The sequence below is a fragment of the Xanthomonas sp. LF07-6 genome, from assembly GCF_034105445.1.
Lineage (GTDB): Bacteria > Pseudomonadota > Gammaproteobacteria > Xanthomonadales > Xanthomonadaceae > Xanthomonas_A > Xanthomonas_A sontii.
The window spans coordinates 993,834-1,007,075 of the sequence record NZ_JAXGGI010000001.1 but is presented as its reverse complement, the minus strand read 5'-3'; the positions used below and the strand labels follow the sequence as shown (position 1 = coordinate 1,007,075).

Here is a 13,242-nt window from a genome sequence, read left to right as displayed (position 1 = left end):
CCGACGCCATGGCCCTCGAGTTTCTTGCCGACCCCAACACCTGGCTGACGCTGTTGACGCTGAGTGCGTTGGAGATCGTGCTGGGCATCGACAACCTGGTGTTCATCTCCATCGCGGTGGGTAAACTGCCGGAAGCGCAGCGCCCGGCCGCGCGCAAGTTCGGCATCGCGGTGGCGTGCCTGACCCGCATCGCGCTGCTGGTGTCGCTGGCGTTTCTGGCGCGCATGCAGGGCGAGCTGTTCAGCGTCGCCGGCATGGGCATCTCGATCCGCGACCTGGTGTTGATCGTCGGCGGCCTGTTCCTGCTGGTGAAGGGCACGATGGAGATCCGCGAGCTGATCACCGGCGGCGAAGACGAAGACCCCACCACCAGCAAGGCCTCGGGCGTGTTCTGGATGGTGATCGCGCAGATCGCGGTGATCGACATCGTGTTCTCGCTGGATTCGGTGATCACCGCGGTGGGCATGGCCCAGCACATCCCGGTGATGATCGCCGCGGTGCTGCTGGCGGTGGCGGTGATGCTGCTGGCGGCCAATCCGCTGGGCCGCTTCATCGACGCCAACCCGACGGTGAAGATGCTGGCGCTGGCCTTCATCCTGATGATCGGCGTGGTGCTGATCCTGGACGGCCTGGACGTGCACGTGCCCAAGCCGTACATCTACGCGGCGATGGGCTTCTCGGTGCTGGTGGAGTGGCTGAACCTGCTGATGCGCCGGCGCGCCGCCGCGCATCAGGTGCCCGGCGCGGGGAAGTGGTGAGCCACCGCTGAGGTCGGCTGCGTTTTCACCGGCGGCGTGGCAAGCTGCGCGCAGTCATTCGCCGGAGTCCTCGCATGCGCCTGTTGTCCCGCTCCCTGTTTCTGGCCGCGCTGGCGGTGTTGCTGTCCGGCTGCGGCTACAACGCGATCCAGCAGAAGGACCAGGCGGTCAAGGCCGGCTGGTCGGAAGTGCTGAACCAGTACAAGCGCCGCGCCGACCTGGTGCCGAACCTGGTCAACACGGTCAAGGGCTATGCCGACCAGGAGCGGCAGGTGCTGACCGACGTGACCAACGCCCGTGCCCGCGTCGGCCAGGTGCAGGTCAACGCCGACGATGCCGCCTCGCTGCAGCAGTTCCAGCAGGCGCAGGGCCAGTTGTCCAGCGCGCTGTCGCGGTTGCTGGTGGTCAGCGAGAACTACCCGAACCTGAAATCCGACCAGGCCTTCCGCGACCTGCAGGCGCAGCTGGAAGGCACCGAGAACCGCATCACCGTGGCGCGCGGCCGCTACATCCAGGCGGTGCAGGACTACAACACCTACATCCTGTCCTTCCCGCAGGTGCTCACCGCCAAGATGTTCGGCTACAAGGAGAAGCCCAACTTCTCGGTGGAGAACGAAGCGCAGATTTCCGAGGCGCCGGCGGTGAACTTCGGTGGCCAGCCCGCGTCCGCTCCACAGCAGCCGCAGCAGCCGGCACCGGCGCACTAAGCGCCGCCGCGGGCCGGCGTGACCGTGCGTTTCACCTCCGAGGCTGAGCGCGCCGCCGCAGCGACGGCGTCGAGCGGTGGCACCCGCGCTGCGGCCGGCCGTCGACACGTCTGCGTCTGGCTATTGCTGCTGCTGGCGTTGCTGCCCTGGCTGGCCTGGGCGCAGGCCGAGGCGCCGATCCCGCCGCTGGACGCGCCGGTGGTCGACACCACCGGCACGCTGACGCCGAACCAGCGCCTGGAGCTGGACCGGCAGGCGGTGCAGTTGCAGCAGCGCAAGGGTAGCCAGCTGCAGGTGCTGGTGGTGCCCAGCACCGCGCCCGAGAGCATCGAGCAATACACCCAGCGCGTGTTCGACCAGTGGAAGCTCGGCCGCAAGGGCGTGGACGACGGCGTCCTGCTGGTGGTGGCCAAGGACGACCGGCGCGTGCGCATCCAGCCCGGCTATGGCCTGGAAGGCGCGATTCCCGACGCCACCGCCAACCGCATCATCCAGGAGTACCTGGTGCCGCGCTTCCGCGCAGGCGACTACAGTGGCGGGATTTCCGAAGCGACCGCGATGCTGGTCAAGCTGATCGACGGCGAAGCGTTGCCGGCGCCGGTCAGCGCGCACGCCTCGGCCTCGCGCGGCGGCGGCCTGGGATTCGGTTTCTTCGCCGGCCTGTTCGCGGCGCTGGTCGCGCAGGTGCTGTTCGCGCGGCTGTCGCGCCCGGTGCGCGGCGTGCTGAGCGGCGTGGTCGGCGGCGGCGTCGGCCTGCTGCTGAGTCTGTCGCTGTTCGTCGGTGCGCTGACCGGCGCGATCGGCCTGCTGCTGGGCCTGTTTGTGGGAATCGCACCGGGCCGTTCGGCCGGCGGCGGCGGTTGGGGCGGCTGGGGTGGCGGCGGCTTCGGCGGTGGCTGGGGCGGCGGTGGCGGTAGTTGGGGTGGCGGCGGAGGCGGCTTCGGCGGCGGCGGCTGGGGCGGTGGTGGCGGCAGTTCCGGAGGCGGCGGCGCCTCGGGGAGCTGGTGATGCGCTTGGTCCGGCACCTGTTCGCGCCGTCGGCACAGCGCCTGTTCCCGGCGGCCAGCCTGGAGCGCATCGGCGCGGCGATCGCCGAGGGCGAGCGCCTGCACAACGGGCAGGTGATGTTCGCGGTGGAATCGGGGCTGGCACCGGCGCAGGTGCTGCGCGGCATGGCGCCGCGGCTGCGCGCCGAGCACGCGTTCGCACAGTTGCGCACCTGGGATACCGAGGCCAACAACGGCGTGCTGATCTATCTGCTGCTGGCCGATCACCACATCGAGATCGTCGCCGACCGTGGACTGCACGAGCGGGTGGACGCCGCACAATGGCGCCAGGTCTGCGCGCTGATCGAGCGCGAGATGCGTGCGGGCCAACCCGAACAGGCGGTGATCGCTGGTGTTGGCGCGGTGTCCGCGTTGCTGGCCGCGCACTTCCCGGCACAGCCGGGCCAGCCGGGCGAGAACGAACTGCCGAACCTGCCGCAGGTGCTGGATTGAGTGTGCTGCTGTGGTGGTTTGCGCTGCCAGCAGAGGCGGCGGTGTTGTGGAAGGGACTTCGGTCCCTAGGCGAGAGTGCCGGGCTGGGGCCTGATGGCTCTGCTCGTCGCGGCTGAAGCCGCTCCCACATCAGGGCGATGCCGCGCCTGCATGGGTGCGACGGGTGGTGTTGTGGGAGGGACTTCAGTCCCGACGCGATAGCGCCGGAGTGAACCCGATGGCTCTGCTCGTTGCCGCTGATGGCCTGGAGGCCACATGGGCCGCTCCCACAAGCAACCAGGGGCACGTGGCGTCTGGGCTGAGCATATTGCCTTGGAGTCGGTCGGCGGCAGGTTCGTGCGCCTGCCAGCAGATGAAGCGCCACCCCGCTGCGCCGTCCGCAGGCGCGGCAAGCAGCGGAGTCAATGGCAGACGCGTGCGCCTGCCAGCAGATGAAGCGCTACCTCGCTGCGCCGTCCGTAGGCGCGGCAAGGAGCGGAGTCAGTGGCAGACGCGTGCGCCTGCCAGCAGATGAAGCGCTACCCCGCTGCGCCGTCCGTAGGCGCGGCAAGCAGCGGAGTCGGTGGCAGAATAGGCACTCTTTGCCCCCGGCCGACGTTTGCGCATGACCTATCTCCACCAGATCGATCCCATCGCCTTCTCGTTCGGGCCGGTGAAGGTGCATTGGTACGGGCTGATGTATCTGGCCGGCTTCATCTCGGCCTGGTGGCTTGGCCGCCGCCGCATCCGCGCCGGGCGCCTGCCCGGGGTGAACGAGGACGGCTTCTCCGATCTGCTGTTCTACGCGATGCTCGGCGTGGTGCTGGGCGGGCGCATCGGCTACATGCTGTTCTACGCACTGTCCGATTTCCTGGCCGACCCGCTGCTGATCTTCAAGGTGTGGGACGGCGGCATGAGCTTCCACGGCGGCCTGCTGGGCGTGCTGGCGGCCTGCCTGTGGTGGACGCGCAAGGCGCGCCTGCATTTCTTCGACACCGTCGATTTCATCGCGCCGCTGGTGCCGCTGGGCCTGGGCTTCGGCCGCATCGGCAATTTCGTCGGCGGCGAGTTGTGGGGCAAGTTGACCCATGCCGGCTGGGGCGTGATCTTCCCGCACGCGCCGATACAGGACGGCGTGGCCAATGCGCCGGCACTGGAGAGCCTGAAGAGTGCCGCGCAACTGCAGCAGCAATACGCCGCGGGCCTGCTCGATCGCTATGCCCGCCATCCGTCGCAGCTGTACGAAGCGGCGCTGGAAGGGCTGGTGATGTTCGTGGTGCTGTGGACGTTCTCGATGAAGCCGCGCGCGCGCTATGCGGTGTCCGGCTTGTTTGCGCTGCTGTACGGTGTGTTCCGCTTCGCCGTGGAATTCGTGCGGGTGCCGGATGCGCAACTCGGCTACCTGGCGTTCCATTGGCTGACCCGCGGCCAGCAGTTGAGCATCCCGCTGATCCTGCTCGGCCTGTTCCTGCTGTGGCGCTCGCGCAGCGCGCCGGTGCTGCAGCCGGTGCCGCCGCCGGAGGTGAGCAAGTGAAGCAGTACCTGGACCTGCTGCAGCACGTGCTGGAGCGCGGCGCGGAGAAATCCGACCGCACAGGCACCGGCACGCGCAGCGTGTTCGGCTGGCAGATGCGCTTCGATCTCAACGACGGCTTCCCGCTGGTCACCACCAAGAAGCTGCACCTGCGCTCGATCGTGCACGAGTTGCTGTGGTTCCTGAAGGGCGAGACCAACATCGCCTATCTCAAGGACAACAAGGTCAGCATCTGGGACGAGTGGGCCGACGCGCAGGGCGAACTCGGCCCGGTGTACGGCAAGCAGTGGCGGCGCTGGACCGGTGCCGACGGCCGCGATATCGACCAGATGCAGTGGCTGGTGGACGAGATCAAGCGCAACCCGGATTCGCGCCGGCTGGTGATCAGCGCCTGGAACGTGGCCGAGCTGCCGCAGATGGCGCTGATGCCCTGCCACAGCCTGTTCCAGTTCTACGTGGTCGACGGCAAGCTCAGCTGCCAGCTGTACCAGCGCAGCGGCGACATTTTCCTGGGCGTGCCGTTCAACATCGCCAGCTATGCGCTGCTGACCCACATGGTGGCGCAGGCCACCGGCCTGGGCGTGGGCGATTTCGTGCATACGTTGGGCGATGCGCATCTGTATTCCAACCACTTCGAACAGGCGCGCGAACAACTGGCACGCACGCCGCGGCCGTTGCCGCAGCTGCGGCTGAATCCGGCGGTGACCGATCTGTTCGCCTTCACCTACGATGACATCGCCATCGAGGGCTACGACCCGCATCCGGCGATCAAGGCGCCGGTGGCGGTGTGAGTGGCGGGGAGTGGGGAATGGAGAATGGGGAATCGCAAAAGGCGGCAGTGGCGGCGGGGACGGATTTGGAGCGGTCTACGCGCCCCTCGCTGCAGTTGAGCTTGCTCGCGGCGCTGGATCGGGCCAATGCGATCGGTCGCGACAACGACTTGCCGTGGCGCCTGCCGGACGATCTGAAGCGGTTCAAGGCGCTGACCCTGGGCAAGCCGGTGTTGATGGGGCGCAAGACCGCGCAGTCGCTGGGGCGCGCGCTGCCCGGGCGCTTGAACCTGGTGATGACCCGTTCCGGGCAGGTGCCGTTCGCGGACATGCAGGCGGTGGCGTCGCTGCAGGCGGCGATCGACGCGGCGCGCGAGGCCGGCGCTGCGGAGCTGGCGGTGATCGGCGGTGGCGACATCTTCGCCCTGACCCTGCCGTTGGCCGACGTGTTGTACCTCACCCATGTCGATACCGTGGTCGACGGCGCCGATGCGCATTTTCCCGCGTTCGATCCGGCGCAATGGGAGGTAGTGGCGCGGCAAGCGCATCCGGCGGATGCGCGGCATGCGCTGGCCTTCGAATTCGTGGATTACCGGCGCCGGGCGGGCGCGGTGTAAGCAGCGGCTGGCGGATGCCGGCGCACATGCCGGGATTGTCGTAGGAGCGGCTAGCCGCGACGCGCATTCCGGGGAACGCCTGTCGCGGCTGAAGCCGCTCCTGCGAAACCGCAACGTCTCGCGTTAGACCTATTCCTGCTCGGGCGCAGCAGAGGCAGCCGGCGCCGGTTGTCCGCGGTGCGGCGCGCTGCGCCGCCGCGGGGTGCCGCTGCGCGCCGCCGGCGGCGGTCCCTGCGCCGGACGGCCCGGGACCTGTACGATCTGCAGGTCCTCGCTGTCCAGGCGCAACGCGGTGAGCTTGCCGCCCCAGACCGCGCCGGTGTCGATCGCGTGCACGCCCTGGGTGATGGTCAGGCCCAGCGTCGACCAGTGCCCGCAGACGATCTTCAGGTCGCGCTCGACCCGACCCGGCACCTCGAACCACGGGTACAGGCCCTGCGCCTGGGTGCCGGGCGTGCCCTTTTCCTCGATCGCGATGCGCCCGCGCGGGGTGCAGTAACGGGCGCGGGTGAACAGGTTGATGATCGCGCGCGAGCGGTCGTAGCCGGTCAGGCCAGGCGACCAGGCGGGGCGGTCGCCGTACATGTTGCGGAACAGCTTGCGGTAGCCGTTGCCGTGCAGTTGCTGCTCGACCTCGCGTGCATGCTTCTCGGCCAGCGCGGTGGTCCACTTCGGTGCCAGGCCGGCGTGGATCATCATCCAGCCGAGCTGGCGGTCGGCGTGCAGCAGTTTCTGCATGCGCAGCCAGGTCAGCAGTTCGTCGCGGTCCTCGGCCAGCACGATGCGCTGCAGGTCGGGATTGACCTTGCGCTGTTCGTCCGGGCTGCGCTCGCCGATCGCCAGCAGCGACAGATCGTGGTTGCCCAGCACCACCACGCTGTGCTCGCGCAGCGAGTGCACCAGGCGCAGGGTCTCCAGCGATTGCCCGCCGCGGTTGACCAGGTCGCCGCAGAACCACAGCCGGTCCACCGCCGGATCGAAGCGGATCTTCTCCAGCAACTGCTGGGTGATGTCGTAGCAACCCTGCAGGTCGCCGATCGCCCAGACCGCCATCAGTGCAGGGTCCGCGGGACGGACAGCACGAACGGCGCGATCGCGGCGATGAAATGGGTGCCGTCGTCGGCTTCCATGTCGTAGTGGCCGCGCATCGTGCCGTGCTCGGTTTCCAGTACCAGCCCGGAGGTGTAGCGGAAATCCTCGCCCGGGCGCAGCCGCGGCTGTTCGCCGACCACGCCATCGCCGTCGACGCGTTCGATGCGGCCGTTGCCGTCGGTGATCTCCCAGTGGCGGGCGATCAGGCGCGCGGCGACGCGGCCGCGGTTGTGGATGCGGATCGTGTAGGCGAACGTGTAGCGTCCGTCCTCCGGCGCCGATTGGTCGTCGAGGAATCGGGGCGACACTTCGACCTCGATCCGATAGGGGGCGTCATCGTTCATCCCCACAGTTTAGAGCGTGTTTTGCCGTTTGAGGCGAGATGCGTCAGCGGTTGTCACTGTCAGGCGGCTGACGCGTGGCAGTGGCCCTGGCTGCCGCCTGCGCGAGCCGCCCGTGCGGGCCTGTTGTTGCCGCGGGCAGTGCGCAGGAGGGCTGTCGTTCGCGGTGGCAGTCTGTGTTGTGCGGCTTGCCAAGTTGCGGTTTCGAGGCGGTGCCGTCATCAGCATGTCTACGGCGCAGGTCGGCGACGCCTGCGCCGACATGCAAGGAGCGGAGCAACGCGTGCGCAGAGGTTCGCACCACGCATGCATGCGCGCGCCGCGCGGGACGTCCGCTCAGGCGTGCGCGATGTTGGCCAGGCGCACGAAGTCGGCGACCTCGAGCTGCTCGGCGCGCGCGTCCGGACGCACGCCCGCGGCCTCGAACTGCGCGGCATCGCAGACGCCGTTCAAGGCGTTGCGCAGGGTCTTGCGGCGCTGCCCGAACGCGGCGCGGACCACGTCGGCGAAGCGCTTGGGATCGGCGATGCCCACCGTCTGCGGCGGCCGCGGCACCAGCCGCACCACGGCCGAATCCACCTTCGGCGGCGGCCGGAACGCGCCCGGCGGCACCACGAACAGCGAGGTCACCTCGCAGTAGGCCTGCAGCATCACGCTGAGTCGGCCGTAGACCTTGCTGCCCGGGGCGGCGGCCATGCGGTCGACCACTTCCTTCTGCAGCATGAAGTGCATGTCGGCGATCGCTGCGGCGTGGTCCAGCGCATGGAACAGGATCGGCGAGGAGATGTTGTAGGGCAGGTTGCCGACCAGGCGGATGCGCGCGCCCTCGGCCAGGGCGGCGAAATCCACCGACAGCACGTCGCGGTTGAGGATGGTCAGTTCGCCGACGTCGGCCGCTGCCGCGGTCAACGGCGCGATCAGGTCGCGGTCGAATTCGATCACGGTCAGCTGGCCATGCCGGCGCAGCAGCGGGAAGGTGATCGCGCCCTGGCCCGGGCCGATCTCGACCAGCCGGTCGCCCGGCTTGGGATCGACCGCGCGGACGATGCTGTCGATGTAGTGGCGATCGCTGAGGAAGTGCTGGCCAAGGGATTTCTTGGCCGGGGCGCCGAAGCCGGAAGAGGAAGTCATGGCCGGCATTTTATCGGCATGCACGGGGCGGCGCGCGCTCGCAGCGACGCAGGAGCGGCATCGCCGGGCCCGCCCTGGTTGCGGCAGATCGCGAACGGCGCCCGGATATGCGCCTAGGACTGCGCGCGGCGCGCCGCCAGTTGCGCGCACAGCGCAGTGGCAGCGAACAGGCTGGACGGGTCGGCCACGCCGCGGCCGGCCAGCTCCAGCGCGGTGCCGTGGTCGACCGCCACGCGTGGGTAGGGCAGGCCCAGGGTCAGGTTCACCGCCTGCTCGAAGCCGCTGTACTTGAGTACCGGCAGGCCCTGGTCGTGGTACATCGCCAGCACCGCGTCCACGCTCGCCAGCTTCTGCGGCAGGAACGCGGTATCGGCCGGGAGCGGGCCGAGCAGGCGCATGCCCTCCGCGCGCAAGGCGTCCAGCACCGGCTGCATCACCTGGATTTCCTCCAGGCCCAGGTGACCATCCTCGCCGGCATGCGGGTTCAGCCCCAGCACCGCGATGGTCGGCGTGGCGATGCCGAACGCGTGGCGCAAGGCGGCCTCGGTGATGCGCAGGCTGCGTTCCAGCAGGGCCGGCGTGAGTGCATCGGCGACCGCGCGCAGCGGCAGGTGGGTGGTGACCAAGGCTACGCGCACGATGGCATTGGCCAGCATCATCACCACCTCGCGGCCGGCATGTTGGGCCAGCAGTTCGGTGGTGCCGGTGTAGGCGATGCCGCCGGCGTTGATCGCCGCTTTATGGACCGGGCCGGTCACCACGCCGTCCAGTTCCCCGCTCAGGCAGGCATCGGCCGCCTGGGTCAGTGCGGCGATCACCGCAGCCGCGTTGGCCGGTTCGGTCGCGCCAAAGCGGCTTGGCACGGCATTGGCGACCGTGCGCAGGCGCAGGTCGCCGGGGGCGACGGCAGGGCTGGATTCGGGCAGCAGCTGCAGCGGCAGCGACAGCGCCGCCGCGGCGGCGCGCAAGGTGTCGGGATCGGCGAAGGCCAGGAGCTGGCAGTCGTGACGCGGCTGTTGCGCCAGCCGCACGCACAGCTCCGGGCCGATCCCGCCCGGCTCGCCCGGCACCAGCGCGAGCGAGGGGCGCATGGATCAGGGCTTGGCGGCGGGCGCCGGCGCGGGCGTGGCCGCCGGCGCAGTGGCGGCGTCGGTGTTGCCCACGCGCAGGTCGACGTAGGCTTCGCCGCGCATTTCCTGCAGGAAGCGGTTGTATTCCTCTTCCAGCTTGCGGCGGCCGATGGTCTCGCGGACCTGGGCGCGCTGGGTATCGCTGGTCACGTCGGTCTGGCGCTCGCCGACGCGCTGCACGATGTGCCAGCCGGCCTCGGTGCGGAACGGCTGCGAAATCTGGCCGTCCTGGAGGCTGGCGACGTGCTGGCCGAAGTCCGGGCCGAACGCGTCGGCCGGGAACCAGCCCAGATCGCCGCCCTGGCTGCGGCTGTTGGTGTCTTCCGACGCTTCCTTGGCCACGGCCTGGAAGTCGGCGCCGCCGGCGATGCGGGCGCGCAGCGTTTCGATCTTGGCCTTGGCGGCCGCGTCGGGCTGCGCATCGTTGACCCGGATCAGGATGTGGCGGGCGTGGTACTCGGTGACCGTCTTCTTTTCCGGATTGGCCGAGGCGTCGCGCACTTCGACCAGCTTCAGCAACTGGAAGCCGCTGGGGCCGCGCAGCGGGCCGGCGACCTGGCCCGGCTTCATGTCGCGGATCAGCTGCGCGAACGCGTTGGGGATCTCGTCCAGGCTGCGCCAGCCCAGGTCGCCGCCTTCCAGCGCGTTGGGGCTGTCGGAATAGCGCACCGCCGCGGCGTTGAAATCGATCTCGCCCTTGTCGATCAGGTTCTTGACCCCGTCGATCTTGCCCTGAGCGGTCTTGATCTGCTCGGCGGTGGCGCCTTCCGGCAGGCCGACCAGGATGTGCGCCAAGTGGTACTGGGTGCCGGTGGTGGCTTGCTGCGCCAGCGCCGCGTCGACTTCGGCCTCGCTGACGTTGATGCGGCTCTGCGCAAAGCTCTGGCGCAGGCGCTGCACGGTGATTTCGTCGCGCACCGAGTTGCGGAAGTCGGTGTAGGACATGCCGTCGGCGGCCAGCTTCTTGCGCAGGCCGTCCACGTCGGTGCCGTTCTGCTGGGCGATGCTGGCGATGGCGCGGTTCAGTTCGTCGTCGCCGACGCGGATGCCGGTGCTGTTGGCACGCGCGACCTGCAGCTTGACCAGGACCAGACGCTCCAGCACCTGCCGCTGCAGCACGTTATCCGGCGGCAGCTGCGCCTCGCGGCCGGCATACTGCGCCTTCACATTGCGCACGGCACGATCCAGTTCGCTCTGCAGTACGACATCCTCGTCGACCACCGCGGCGATGCGGTCCAGCGGTTGGGTTTGTTGCGCGGCGGCCGGAGCGGACACGCCGGCGATCGCCACCAGGGCGGCGAGAAAAACAGAAAGGGTCTTGGTCATGGAATCTGGTTCGGATCGTAAGCGTCCGGATCGGTCGTGGTGTTGCTGGGCGGGACCAAGTACAGGTCGTCGCGGTTGTAGCCGAGAATAGCACGGCGCAGAACGCGGTCCGTGTCCTGGCCCAGGGACGACAGCCCCTTGAGCACGAACTCGATCTGGAAGGCGGTATCCAGCGCGCCGGTGCGGTTGCGCACGTAGCGCCGCGCCAGCGCCCGTACCGCCAGACAGCAGCTGTCCCACTGCACGCCGAGGATGCTTTCCAGCGGCTTCTTGTCCATCAGCGAGTAGTAATGCCGGCCAACGACGCTCCAGGTCGGATTGATCGGGTACAGGAACGACACGTCGGCCTGTTCCAGCAGATCGCGGCGGTAGCGGTAGGCGATATTGACGATGCCGTCGCCGGGCATCAGGTAGCGCGCGCGGAAGCTGGCCAGGTCCTTGCGCCGGTACTTGGGATCCCACTGGTAGGTGGCGCCCAGGTTCCAGCGATCGTTGATCATGTAGTTGGCATCGGCCACCCAGGCCGACTTGCCCTGCTCGATGGTGGTGTCGCTGTTGGGCAGGCTGACCCGCGAATCGCTGAAATACAGGATCTGGCCGAGGCTGACCGACAACTTTTCCTTGCCGTCGTCCTGGCGCAGCAGGCGCGAGCTCAGGGCCATGGTCAGCTGGTTGGCGTCGTTCTGGCGGTCGGCACCGGTGTAACGCGAATCGCGGAACAACTGGCCCCAGCTGAAGGTGAACTCGCGGGTGTCGAAGATCGGCAGATCGTTCTGGTCGCGGTACGGCGTGTACAGGTAGAACAGTCGCGGTTCCAGGGTCTGCAGATAGTTGGTGTTGCCCCACTTGGTATCGCGGTCGAAGTACACGCCCGCATCGACCGTGGCGATCGGCAGGCTGCGCGAGGGCGTGGTGTCGCCGCCGAGCGTGGCCGCCAGGTCCTTGTCCAGCTGATAGGCGGTGTAGCGCCAGGCCAGGGTCGGCTTGAGGAACCAGGCGGCGCCGGCCAGCGGCATCGAGATGTAGGGCTTCAGGTCCAGGCGGCTGCCGCCGGGGCGCGGGGTGACCACGCCGGTGCGTTCGTAGGTGCCGTCGGTGGTTTTCTGATGGATATCGTCGTGCACGAAGCGCACCGCTTCGCTGTACAGCCCGGCTTCGAAATAGTTGCCGAACGACTGGTCCCAGTTGAAGAAGGCGCGCGGCTGGCGGTTGTACGGCAGCGCATCCTCGGTCAGGGTGTAGTCGGTCAGCTGCCAGCGGTCGGCCATCACGCCCGCGGTCCAGGTCTCGCCGGTGCCGTAGACGCCGATCGTGCTCTGGATGTTGGACACCGCATTGCCGAGCAGGCGGTTGGAGAAGTCTTCGGTGTAGCGCTCGTCGCTGACCCAGGCCAGCGAGGCGCGCGCCTGCCACTGCGAATTGATGTTGTGGTAGCCCTGGTAACTGAAGCGGCCGCGATCCTTGTCGCGCAACTTGTCGTCCGGCAGGTAGGCAGCTTGCAGCTCGCCCTTGCCGCCGTCGTAGAGATAGCGGAATTCGCTGCCCAGCATCAGGCCGCGGCGGGCCATGAAGCGCGGATACAGGGTGGCGTCGTAGTTCGGCGCGAGGTTCAGGTAGTACGGCTGGGTGTAGTCGAAGCCGTTGCGGCTGGACATGCCGATCGCCGGGAACAGGAAACCGCTGCTGCGGCGATCGTCGATCGGGAACTTGAACCAGGGCGCGTACAGCACCGGAAAGTTGTAGATCTTCAGGATCGCGTTGCGCGCGGTGCCGAAGCCTTCGTCGTTGTCGACGTCGATTTCCGGCGCGTGCAGCTCCCACACCCGCTGCGAGGGGTCGCAGGTGGTGTAGGTAGAGCGGTGCATCTGCCCCAGTGCACCCTGCAGGTCGACCGAGTCGGCCTTGCCGTTGCCGCGGCGGGCCAGCAGCTGGTAGCGGATGTTGGTGATCTTGTGGGTGTCGGTGTCCTGATTGCCCTCGGCGCGGTCGGCGATCATGCGGATCGACGAGTCCTGGTAGCGCACGTGACCCTCGGCAATGTAGTTGCCGGTCTCGGTATCCACCCGCAGGCTGTCCGTGCCCATGAACTGGTCGCCGCGCTTGAGCGCGACGTTGCCGGTGTAGTTGGGGATGGTGGTGGTGCCCGACAGCTGGTCGCCTTCGATATTGGTCGGCTGCTGCTCGCGGTTCTGCGCCAGCTTGGGATCCGGCTGCTGCGCGTCGTCGAACTTGGGCAGCACGTCCGGGGTCGGGCACAGGCCCCAGTTCGGCGGCTTTTCAGCCGCCAATGCCGGCAGGCACAGGGCGATACTGAACGGAAGAGGGAGCAGGCGAAGGGTTCGGCGCACGCGCGTCAGG

General features: G+C 68.5%; 13 protein-coding genes. 7 read left to right on the top strand and 6 right to left on the bottom strand.

Annotation, left to right across the window (positions count from 1 at the left end; translation table 11 throughout):
• Positions 1-8 precede the first annotated feature (8 nt).
• From SLW56_RS04385 to SLW56_RS04355, 7 genes are all read left to right on the top strand, one after another.
• Positions 9-758 carry a TerC family protein gene (locus SLW56_RS04385; RefSeq protein ID WP_010342213.1) on the top strand — a complete coding sequence of 250 codons (750 nt, stop codon included), beginning with the start codon at positions 9-11 and terminating at the stop codon, positions 756-758.
• Between the two features lie 74 nt (positions 759-832).
• The gene (locus SLW56_RS04380; protein WP_043093112.1) at positions 833-1,465 is read left to right on the top strand and encodes a LemA family protein; all 633 of its coding nucleotides are present in this window, start codon (positions 833-835) and stop codon (positions 1,463-1,465) included.
• Between the two features lie 123 nt (positions 1,466-1,588).
• Positions 1,589-2,473, top strand: coding sequence for a TPM domain-containing protein (locus SLW56_RS04375; protein ID WP_267096071.1), 885 nt, complete (start codon positions 1,589-1,591; stop codon positions 2,471-2,473).
• Positions 2,473-2,964 carry a TPM domain-containing protein gene (locus tag SLW56_RS04370; protein WP_267104015.1) on the top strand — a complete coding sequence of 164 codons (492 nt, stop codon included), beginning with the start codon at positions 2,473-2,475 and terminating at the stop codon, positions 2,962-2,964. Before SLW56_RS04375 ends, SLW56_RS04370 begins: the two co-directional genes overlap by 1 nt.
• Positions 2,965-3,568: 604 nt before the next feature.
• Positions 3,569-4,477, top strand: a complete 909-nt coding sequence (gene lgt / locus SLW56_RS04365; protein WP_017916439.1) for a prolipoprotein diacylglyceryl transferase — start codon at positions 3,569-3,571, stop codon at positions 4,475-4,477.
• Positions 4,474-5,268, top strand: a complete 795-nt coding sequence (locus SLW56_RS04360; RefSeq protein WP_267093529.1) for a thymidylate synthase — start codon at positions 4,474-4,476, stop codon at positions 5,266-5,268. Before lgt ends, SLW56_RS04360 begins: the two co-directional genes overlap by 4 nt.
• Positions 5,269-5,357: 89 nt before the next feature.
• Positions 5,358-5,864 (top strand): dihydrofolate reductase, encoded by a 507-nt coding sequence (locus SLW56_RS04355; protein ID WP_295907956.1) that lies wholly within the window; start codon positions 5,358-5,360, stop codon positions 5,862-5,864.
• Positions 5,865-5,993: 129 nt separating this feature from the next.
• On the opposite strand, the gene SLW56_RS04350 is transcribed toward SLW56_RS04355, so the two are convergent.
• The 6 genes from SLW56_RS04350 to lptD form a co-directional block, all read right to left on the bottom strand.
• Positions 5,994-6,917 (bottom strand): symmetrical bis(5'-nucleosyl)-tetraphosphatase, encoded by a 924-nt coding sequence (locus tag SLW56_RS04350; protein WP_295907639.1) that lies wholly within the window; start codon positions 6,915-6,917, stop codon positions 5,994-5,996.
• A complete protein-coding gene (gene apaG, locus SLW56_RS04345) occupies positions 6,917-7,300 on the bottom strand; it encodes a Co2+/Mg2+ efflux protein ApaG (protein ID WP_010340000.1) in 384 nt (127 codons plus the stop codon). Before apaG ends, SLW56_RS04350 begins: the two co-directional genes overlap by 1 nt.
• Before the next feature lie 333 nt (positions 7,301-7,633).
• Positions 7,634-8,428, bottom strand: a complete 795-nt coding sequence (rsmA, locus tag SLW56_RS04340; RefSeq protein WP_295907642.1) for a 16S rRNA (adenine(1518)-N(6)/adenine(1519)-N(6))-dimethyltransferase RsmA — start codon at positions 8,426-8,428, stop codon at positions 7,634-7,636.
• Between the two features lie 113 nt (positions 8,429-8,541).
• Complete coding sequence (gene pdxA / locus SLW56_RS04335; protein ID WP_152240034.1) at positions 8,542-9,519, bottom strand: 4-hydroxythreonine-4-phosphate dehydrogenase PdxA; 978 nt, start codon at positions 9,517-9,519, stop codon at positions 8,542-8,544.
• Positions 9,520-9,522: 3 nt separating this feature from the next.
• Entirely contained in the window at positions 9,523-10,884 is a 1,362-nt protein-coding gene (locus SLW56_RS04330) for a peptidylprolyl isomerase (protein ID WP_150410673.1), read from the bottom strand.
• Positions 10,881-13,232, bottom strand: coding sequence for an LPS-assembly protein LptD (lptD, locus tag SLW56_RS04325; protein ID WP_081616528.1), 2,352 nt, complete (start codon positions 13,230-13,232; stop codon positions 10,881-10,883). The genes SLW56_RS04330 and lptD overlap by 4 nt, the downstream gene beginning before the upstream one ends.
• Positions 13,233-13,242: the final 10 nt, after the last annotated feature.

What these genes read in the sequence shown, in the direction of transcription:
- lgt (WP_017916439.1), top strand. Translation starts at nt 3,569, where the DNA reads ATGACCTATCTCCACCAGATCGATCCCATCGCCTTCTCGTTCGGGCCG.
- SLW56_RS04330 (WP_150410673.1), bottom strand. Translation starts at nt 10,884, where the DNA reads ATGACCAAGACCCTTTCTGTTTTTCTCGCCGCCCTGGTGGCGATCGCC.
- SLW56_RS04350 (WP_295907639.1), bottom strand. Translation starts at nt 6,917, where the DNA reads ATGGCGGTCTGGGCGATCGGCGACCTGCAGGGTTGCTACGACATCACC.
- SLW56_RS04380 (WP_043093112.1), top strand. Translation starts at nt 833, where the DNA reads ATGCGCCTGTTGTCCCGCTCCCTGTTTCTGGCCGCGCTGGCGGTGTTG.
- pdxA (WP_152240034.1), bottom strand. Translation starts at nt 9,519, where the DNA reads ATGCGCCCCTCGCTCGCGCTGGTGCCGGGCGAGCCGGGCGGGATCGGC.
- SLW56_RS04385 (WP_010342213.1), top strand. Translation starts at nt 9, where the DNA reads ATGGCCCTCGAGTTTCTTGCCGACCCCAACACCTGGCTGACGCTGTTG.
- SLW56_RS04370 (WP_267104015.1), top strand. Translation starts at nt 2,473, where the DNA reads ATGCGCTTGGTCCGGCACCTGTTCGCGCCGTCGGCACAGCGCCTGTTC.
- apaG (WP_010340000.1), bottom strand. Translation starts at nt 7,300, where the DNA reads ATGAACGATGACGCCCCCTATCGGATCGAGGTCGAAGTGTCGCCCCGA.
- rsmA (WP_295907642.1), bottom strand. Translation starts at nt 8,428, where the DNA reads ATGACTTCCTCTTCCGGCTTCGGCGCCCCGGCCAAGAAATCCCTTGGC.